The 7,449-nt window shown below is 71.1% G+C and carries 8 protein-coding genes; 3 read left to right on the forward strand and 5 right to left on the reverse strand.

Annotated features, from left to right (window positions below; genetic code table 11):
• The 3 genes from AC27VN_RS26915 to AC27VN_RS26925 form a co-directional block, all read right to left on the reverse strand.
• On the reverse strand, positions 1-366 hold a 366-nt coding region (locus AC27VN_RS26915; RefSeq protein WP_490878508.1), incomplete at its 3' end, for an ATP-binding cassette domain-containing protein.
• Complete coding sequence (gene miaA / locus AC27VN_RS26920; protein WP_490878509.1) at positions 363-1,337, reverse strand: tRNA (adenosine(37)-N6)-dimethylallyltransferase MiaA; 975 nt, start codon at positions 1,335-1,337, stop codon at positions 363-365. The genes AC27VN_RS26915 and miaA, both read right to left, overlap by 4 nt.
• Before the next feature lie 41 nt (positions 1,338-1,378).
• The gene (locus tag AC27VN_RS26925; protein ID WP_490878510.1) at positions 1,379-2,296 is read right to left on the reverse strand and encodes an AraC family transcriptional regulator; all 918 of its coding nucleotides are present in this window, start codon (positions 2,294-2,296) and stop codon (positions 1,379-1,381) included.
• Between the two features lie 217 nt (positions 2,297-2,513).
• Here AC27VN_RS26925 and AC27VN_RS26930 point away from each other — a divergent pair, with 217 nt between their 5' ends.
• From AC27VN_RS26930 to AC27VN_RS26940, 3 genes are read left to right on the forward strand one after another with little or no spacing between them, the layout of a single operon-like run.
• Positions 2,514-2,855, forward strand: a complete 342-nt coding sequence (locus tag AC27VN_RS26930; protein WP_256223031.1) for a c-type cytochrome — start codon at positions 2,514-2,516, stop codon at positions 2,853-2,855.
• Positions 2,856-2,892: 37 nt separating this feature from the next.
• A complete protein-coding gene (locus AC27VN_RS26935) occupies positions 2,893-3,366 on the forward strand; it encodes a (2Fe-2S)-binding protein (RefSeq protein WP_057596845.1) in 474 nt (157 codons plus the stop codon).
• 10 nt (positions 3,367-3,376) lie between these two features.
• Positions 3,377-5,623 carry a xanthine dehydrogenase family protein molybdopterin-binding subunit gene (locus AC27VN_RS26940; RefSeq protein WP_490878511.1) on the forward strand — a complete coding sequence of 749 codons (2,247 nt, stop codon included), beginning with the start codon at positions 3,377-3,379 and terminating at the stop codon, positions 5,621-5,623.
• A gap of 52 nt (positions 5,624-5,675) precedes the next feature.
• Here AC27VN_RS26940 and AC27VN_RS26945 read toward each other — a convergent pair whose 3' ends face one another.
• Positions 5,676-6,644 (reverse strand): alpha/beta hydrolase, encoded by a 969-nt coding sequence (locus AC27VN_RS26945; RefSeq protein ID WP_093354797.1) that lies wholly within the window; start codon positions 6,642-6,644, stop codon positions 5,676-5,678.
• Between the two features lie 226 nt (positions 6,645-6,870).
• A partial coding sequence (locus AC27VN_RS26950) for a DNA mismatch repair MutL family protein (RefSeq protein ID WP_490878512.1) occupies positions 6,871-7,449 on the reverse strand: 579 nt, incomplete at its 5' end.

The following is a 7,449-nucleotide window of genomic DNA, read 5'->3' on the forward strand; positions in this document are numbered from 1 at the left end:
CTCGAGCATGCGCGCGATGCGTGCCTCGTCGCGGCGCTCGCCGAGCAGCATCAGCGGCAGCGCGACGTTCTGCGCCACGTCGAGGTGCGGCAGCACGTGGAAGGCCTGGAACACGAAGCCCACGTGGCGCCGGCGCCAGAGCGCGCAGGCCTCGCCGTCGAGCGCGCCGATGTCGGTGCCGTCGTGCACCACGCTGCCGGTGTCCCAGCGGTCGAGGCCGGCCATGCAGTTGAGCAGCGTGGACTTGCCGACACCCGATTCGCCGACGATGGCGACGAACTCGCCGGGCTCGATCGCGAGGCTGACGTGCTCGAACACCGGCGCCTGGCCGTAGTGCTTGCCCAGGTCGGAGATGCGCAGGGTCATGGGAGGAGCGTGGGCGCGATGAGGCGCACCGCCGACTGCAGCGCGTCGGGCGCGTCGCAGGCGATCACGGTGCGGTGGGGCATGCCGCGCAGCCAGGTGACCTGGCGCTTGGCGAGCTGGCGCGTGGCGGCGATGCCGCGTTCGCGCAAGTCCTGCAGGGCGGTGGCATCGGGCGGGTCGGCGGCGTCGAGGGTCTCCCAGGCCTGCCGGTAGCCCACGCAGCGCATCGAGGGCAGCTCGGGCGAGAGGTCGCCGCGCGCGCGCAGCGCACGCACCTCGTCGAGCAGGCCCGCGGCGAGCATGGCGTCGAAGCGCTGCGCGATGCGCGCATGCAGCCAGGCGCGGTCGGCGGGCTCGAGCGAGAACAGCCGGCCGCCTTCGACGCCGCGCGTGGACTTGCTGTCGCTGGCGTGGAAGTGCGACAGCGGCTGGCCGCTGCTCTCGTAGACCTCGAGCGCGCGCTGGATGCGCTGGCTGTCCTGCGGCGCGAGCCGCGCGGCCGTGACCGGATCGACCTGCGCGAGCCGCGCATGCATCGCGGGCCAGCCGCGTTCGGCGGCCTCGGCATCGATGCGCGCGCGCACCGCGGCGTCGGCGGCGGGCATCGCGTCGATGCCGTCGAACAGCGCCTTGAAGTACAGCATCGTGCCGCCGACCAGCAGCGGCATCGCGTCGCGCGCGCGGATCTCGTCGATCAGCCGCGCCGCATCGGCCACGAAGGCCGCGGCGCTGTAGCTCTCGCGCGCATCGAGGATGTCGATCAGGTGGTGCGGCACCGCGCGCAGCTCGTCGGCGCTGGGCTTGGCGGTGCCGATGTCCATGCCGCGGTAGACCAGCGCCGAGTCGACGCTGACGATCTCCACCGGGTGTTCGCGCGCGAGCGCCAGCGCGACGGCGGTCTTGCCCGAGGCGGTGGGGCCGGCGAGGGCGATGAAGCGCGGAGGACCGGGAGGCGAGGAAGAGGAACCCATGAGGGGTCGAGCGTAGCAAATGGCCCGACCCCGATTCCGTATCAGCTCGTCTCGCGCATGCGCCGTATGTCGCGCAGCGGCGGCGCCCCGAACAGCCGCGCGTACTCGCGGCTGAACTGCGAGGCGCTTTCGTAGCCCACGCGCACGCCCGCGGTGCCGGCGTCGATGCCCTGGTTCAGCATCAGCTGCCGCGCTTCCTGCAGCCGCAGCTGCTTCAGGTATTGCATCGGGCTCATGCCCGCCACGGCGCGGAAGTGCTGGCGGAAGGTCGAGGGGCTCATGTTCGCGGAGGCCGCGAGTTCGTCGGCCAGCACGTTGCGCGTGAAGTTGAGCTTGAGCCAAGCCATGCTCTGCGCCACCTGCTGGCTCGGCGAGCCGATCGCCACCAGGCGCTGCAGCTGCGGGCCGTGGCGGCCCGCGAGCAACCGTACCATGATCTCGCGCTGCAGCAGCGGCGCGAGCTGCGGGATCAGCCGCGGCTCGGCGAGCAGGTCGACCAGCCGCGTCACCGCGCCGAGCAGGGTGGGGTCGAGGTCGCCGAGCGACATGGCGCGCTGGTTGCCGTCGCGGGGCGGCGCGGGCAGCGCCATCTCGGCGGCCAGTTGCACGACCGCGCGCGGATCGAGCTGCAGTGCCAGGCCGACGAAGGGCTGCGCCGTGCTGGCGCGGGTGATGTGCGAGACCACGGGCAGGTCGGCCGTGGTCAGCAGCGACTGGCCCGCCGCGTAATCGAACACCTCGCCGCCGAGCGCCACCCGCTTCTGCCCGCTGACCGTGATGCCGAGACCGAAGCCGTAGAGGCAGTGCAGCGGCGCGGTCGCGGCGCTGCGGCGGTGCAGCGAGAGCGCGGGAATGGCCGTGAGGTAGTCGCCGTCGGCATGCGCGGTGCGCGCCACGGCGCGCTGCAGGTCGTCGAGCACGGCCGGGGAATCCAGCCGCGCGGGCTCGGCGAGGTCCATCTGGATCCTTTCGAAGTACAGGTCGCGAAAAGTCTAGCCCGCCGCTTTCGCGCGGCGCGCATTTCCGTCGCAGTCTCGGTGTTTCAGGCAAGAACGCGAGCGAATCAGGCAAACGCGCGGCCGGACTACGCCCCACACTCGCCGGCGGTGGGCCCGCGGCCATGCGGCGTCATGCGCCACGGGCCCGCCGTCGAATCAGGCAACCCTCCTTTCCACGATGAACACAGAAAAGATCACCTCCATCGCAGCACCGCTCGTGCTGGCCCTGGCCGTCGGCGCCGGCGCGCTGTGGCCGCTGCAGGCCGACGCCAGCCTCGCGCTGGCCCAGAAGTACGCCTGCGTCGCCTGCCATCAACCCGCCACCAAGGTGGTGGGCCCGTCCTGGAAGGACATCGGCGCGAAGTACGGCGACGGCAAGGGCACGGCCGCGCAACTCGCGGCCAGCATCAAGGCCGGCAGCTCGGGCAAATGGGGCCCGATGCCGATGCCGCCGCAGGCCCAGGTGCCCGACGCCGACCTGCAGGCGCTCGCGCAATGGCTGCTCGACGGCGCCAAGTGAATCCCGTTCCCCCACCCACCCACGGAGAAAACAAGCAATGACTGCGCTCCACGTCAATGGCCGTGACCACACGGTCGATGCCGACCCCGGCACGCCCATCCTCTGGGCCCTGCGCGACACGCTGGGCATGACCGGCACCAAGTTCGGCTGCGGCGCCGCGCTGTGCGGCGCCTGCACCGTGCACCTCGACGGCCAGGCGATCCGCTCGTGCATCACGCCGATCGCCGCCGCCGACGGCAAGAAGATCACCACCATCGAACGCATGACCGACGGCAGCGACCGCGTCGGCGCCGCCGTGCACGCCGCCTGGGTGCGACACGACGTCGCGCAGTGCGGCTACTGCCAGAGCGGCCAGATCATGAGCGCGACCGCCTTCCTGCAGTCGCTGCCCGCGGGCAAACAGCCCAGCGCCGACGAGATCGACTCGGCCATGGCCGGCAACATCTGTCGATGCGGCACCTATGCGCGCATCCGCGCGGCCGTGGCCGATGCAGCCCGCAACCTCGCCTGAAGGAAAAGCCATGCTGCCCCACATCGACTACCACGACCTGCCGCGCTCGCTGCAACGCCTGATGGCCCGCCCCGCGGCCGACGAGTCCGCCGCGCTGCCCCGTCGCAGCTTCCTCAAGATCGTCGGCGCGAGCGGTTTCGCGCTCGGCACCTTCCCGCATCTGGCCCTGGCGCAGGCCGGTGGCGCGGCCCCGGCCGCCGGCGGCCTCAAGCCGACGCAGCAGCCGCTGGCCTTCGTGCAGATCGCGCCCAACGGCGAGGTCATGGTGACCATCAACCGGCTCGAGTTCGGCCAGGGCGTGCAGACCGGCCTGCCGATGATCCTGGCCGAGGAGCTCGACGCCGACTGGGCGCTGGTGCGCAGCCGCAGCGGCACCAACGACGCCGCCTATGCCGACCCCTTCTTCGGCATGCACCTGACCGGCGGCTCGAACACCATCAAGAACAGCTTCGTGCAGTACCGCGAGCTCGGCGCCCGCGCGCGCGCCATGCTGCTGTCGGCCGCGGCGGCGCGCTGGAAGGTCGACCCCTCCACCCTGCGCACGCAGGCCGGCACGGTGCTCGGCCCGGGCGGGCGCAAGGCGAGCTACGGCGAGCTGGCCGAGGCGGCGATGGCGCTGCCGGTGCCCGAGAAGGTGGTGCTCAAGGACCCGAAGGACTTCCGCATCATCGGTCGCCCGACCCAGCGCCTCGACGCGGCCGCCAAGAGCAGCGGCCGGCAGGACTTCGGCATCGACGTCAAGCACCCGGGCCAGCTCACGGCGGTGGTGGCGCATCCGCCGGTGTTCGGCGCCCGCCTGGCTTCGGTCGACGACAGCGCCGCGCGCGCGGTCAAGGGCGTGAAGGCCGTCGTGCGCATTCCGCTCGACCGTGGTGCCGAGGGCGTGGCGGTGGTGGCCGACGGCTACTGGCCCGCCAAGCTGGGCCGCGACGCGCTCAAGCTGCAATGGGACACGGCCGCCGTCGAGAAGGTCGACTCGGACAAGCAGCTGGCCCAGTACCGCGAACTGGCCGGCCGTCCCGGCAACCGCAAGTTCGACGCCGACATGGCGCCGCTGGCCAGCGCGCCGCGCAAGCTCGAGGCCGAGTTCGTGTTCCCCTACCTGGCGCATGCGCCGATGGAGCCGCTGAACTGCACCGTGAAGCTGTCGGACGGTCGCGCCGAGCTGTGGGTCGGCACCCAGTCCGCCGACCTCGACGGCTTCGCCGCGGCGCGCGCGCTGAAGCTCGAGCCCGCGCAGGTGAAGGTCAACGTGCAGATGGCGGGCGGCGGCTTCGGCCGGCGCTTCGTGAGCACCAGCGACTTCGTGGTCGAGGCCTGCGAGATCGCCAAGGCCACGCGCGCGGCCGGCCTCGACGTGCCGGTGCGGCTGCTGTGGAGCCGCGAGGACGACATCAAGGGCGGCTACTACCGGCCGATGCACCTGCATCGCGCGCGCATCGGCTTCGACGAGCGCGGCAAGATCCTCGCCTGGGACCATGTCATCGTGGGCCAGTCCATCACCGCGGGCACGGTGTTCGCCGGCGCCATGGTGAAGGACGGCATCGACGCCACGGCGGTCGAGGGCATGCGCGATCCCTATCCGCTGCCGATGCGCCTGACGGTGCACCATCCGCAGCTCAACGTGCCGGTGCTGTGGTGGCGCAGCGTGGGCTCCACCCACACTGCCTTCGTGATGGAGACGCTGATCGACGAGATCGCGCGCAGCACGAAGCAGGACCCGGTGGCCTACCGCATGCAGCTGTTCGGCGACAAGCATCCGCGCCATCGCGCCGCGCTGCAACTGGCGGTCGACAAGAGCGGCTACGGCAAGAAGAAGCTCGCGGACGGCCGCGCCTGGGGCGTGGCGGTGCACGAGTCCTTCGAATCGGTGGTGGCCTACGTGGTGGAAGCCTCGGTCAAGGACGGCCAGCCGGTGCTGCACCGCGTGACCAGCGGCGTGCACTGCAACCTGGCCGTGAACCCGCGCAGCGTGGAAGCGCAGGTGCAGGGCGCGGCCGTGATGGGGCTGTCGACCTGCCTGCCGGGCAGCGCGATCACCCTGAAGGACGGCGTGGTGCAGCAGGGCAACTTCGGCGACTTCACGGTGGCGCGCATCACGCAGGTGCCGGAGTTCGACATCCACATCGTGCCGAGCGCCGATGCGCCCAAGGGGATGGGGGAGCCGGGCCTGCCGCCGCTGGCGCCCGCGTTCGCCAATGCCGTGGCGCAGCTGACGGGCAAGCCGCTGCGGCAGTTGCCGTTCGACCTGGCCTGAAAACGGAGCGATGAGGAAGGTCCGTGCCCTCGGGCACGGACCGGCGACGCTGCTAGATCGCCGCGGGCGCGGTGCTCGCGCGCGCTTCGCCGCGCACGTCCTGCGGCGACACCGCGGGCGGCAGCGCCGGCGAGGGCGGCGACAGCTTGGGCTGGTTGCGCGCCACCATGTTGTCGGGCTTCATGCGGAACAGCTGCGTGAGCGCCGCGCGGTACTGGGCCTCGCCGACCGAGTTGGTGTTATGGTGCGAGCCGCCTTCCACCAGCACGAAGAGCTTGGGCACGGTGGCCGCGTCGTAGAGCTTGCGGCCCAGGGTCGGGTTGATCAGGCTGTCGGCGGTGCCGTGCACCACCAGCAGCGGCGCGCCGATGTCCTTGACCTTGTCGATGGCCTCGAAGCGCTGGGTGATGAAGGGACGGAAGGGCAGCCAGCCCCACTTGAAGCTGCCGACTACGTCGGCGATCGAGGTGAAGGTGCTCTCGACGATGGTGCCGCTCTCGTCGTTCACGCGCGCGGCCAGGTCGATGCCGATGGCGCCGCCCAGCGAGTGGCCGAAGATGTAGCGGTGCTGGCGCGGATGGCGCGCGGCCAGCCAGGTCCAGGCGGCGCGGGCGTCCTCGCGCGCCGATTCCTCGGAGGGCAGGCCCTTGGAGCTCTTGCCGAAGCCGCGGTAGTCGATGGCCAGCACCGAGAAGCCCAGCTCGTGCATGCGCTGGATGCGCGGGGCCGAGCCGGCCACGTTGTAGCGCGCGCCATGCAGGTACAGCAGCACCGGGGTGTCGGTGGTCTCGGGCTCGCCGCCGAGCCACAGGCCGTGCAGGCGCGCGGGCTCGCCCGTGATGGAGGACTGGAAGTCGATCCACACGTCCTGCATGCCCTGGGCCATGGTGGCGGTGTTGCCCCAGCTGCGGTCGCTGGGCTGGAAGATCCATTCACGCTGCTGCTCGTCGAAGGTCGAGCAGCCGGCGGCAAGAATGGCGCAAAGCGATAGGACTGACGCGAGGAGGGTCCAGCGTTTCATCATGGGAATGAGGGACAGCGAAGCCGGCGAAAAAGTTCATCTGCTTTCTGCCGAAACACGCCGACGTGCATTTCGACACCTCCCTGGCCAGCGCTTCGTGGCGTCTTTGGCGAACTCACCATGCAACGTGCGTGCCCGCCATGCGGATGACGGCCCGAAACCCGGAAAAACCCTCAAAAAGCCGCCAGTTGGCGGCTTTTGGGACGGCTTTTGGTGCGGATTTGGCTCAGCGCCCGCGCATGAACAGGGCGTCGAGCTCCCGGATCGAGAGCTGGCGCCAGGTCGGACGGCCGTGGTTGCACTGGTCCGAACGCTCGGTCGCCTCCATCTGGCGTAACAGGGCGTTCATCTCGTCGAGCGTGAGCTTGCGGTTGGCGCGCACCGCGCCGTGGCAGGCCATGGTCGACAGCAATTCGTTCTGGGCCCGCTGCACCACGGTGCTCGCGTCATGCTGCGACAGCTCGGCCAGCACGCTGCGCGCCAGCTCGACCGGGTCGCCGTCGGCCAGCGTGCCGGGCACCGCGCGCACCGCCAGGGTGCGCGGCGAGAAGGGCGTGATCTCCAGGCCCAGCGTGGCGAGCACGGCGGTGCAGGCTTCGGCCGTGGCAACTTCCTGCGGCGTGGCGGCGAAGGTGGCGGGGATCAGCAGCGGCTGGCTCGAGATGGCGGCGCCGTCGAGCTGGGTCTTCAGGCGCTCGTAGACGATGCGCTCGTGGGCCGCGTGCATGTCGACCACGATCAGGCCCTGGCTGTTCTCGGCCAGGATGTAGATGCCCTGCAACTGGGCCAGCGCGCGGCCCAGCGG

The organism is Variovorax sp. 20P10.2.4 (assembly GCF_058244205.1).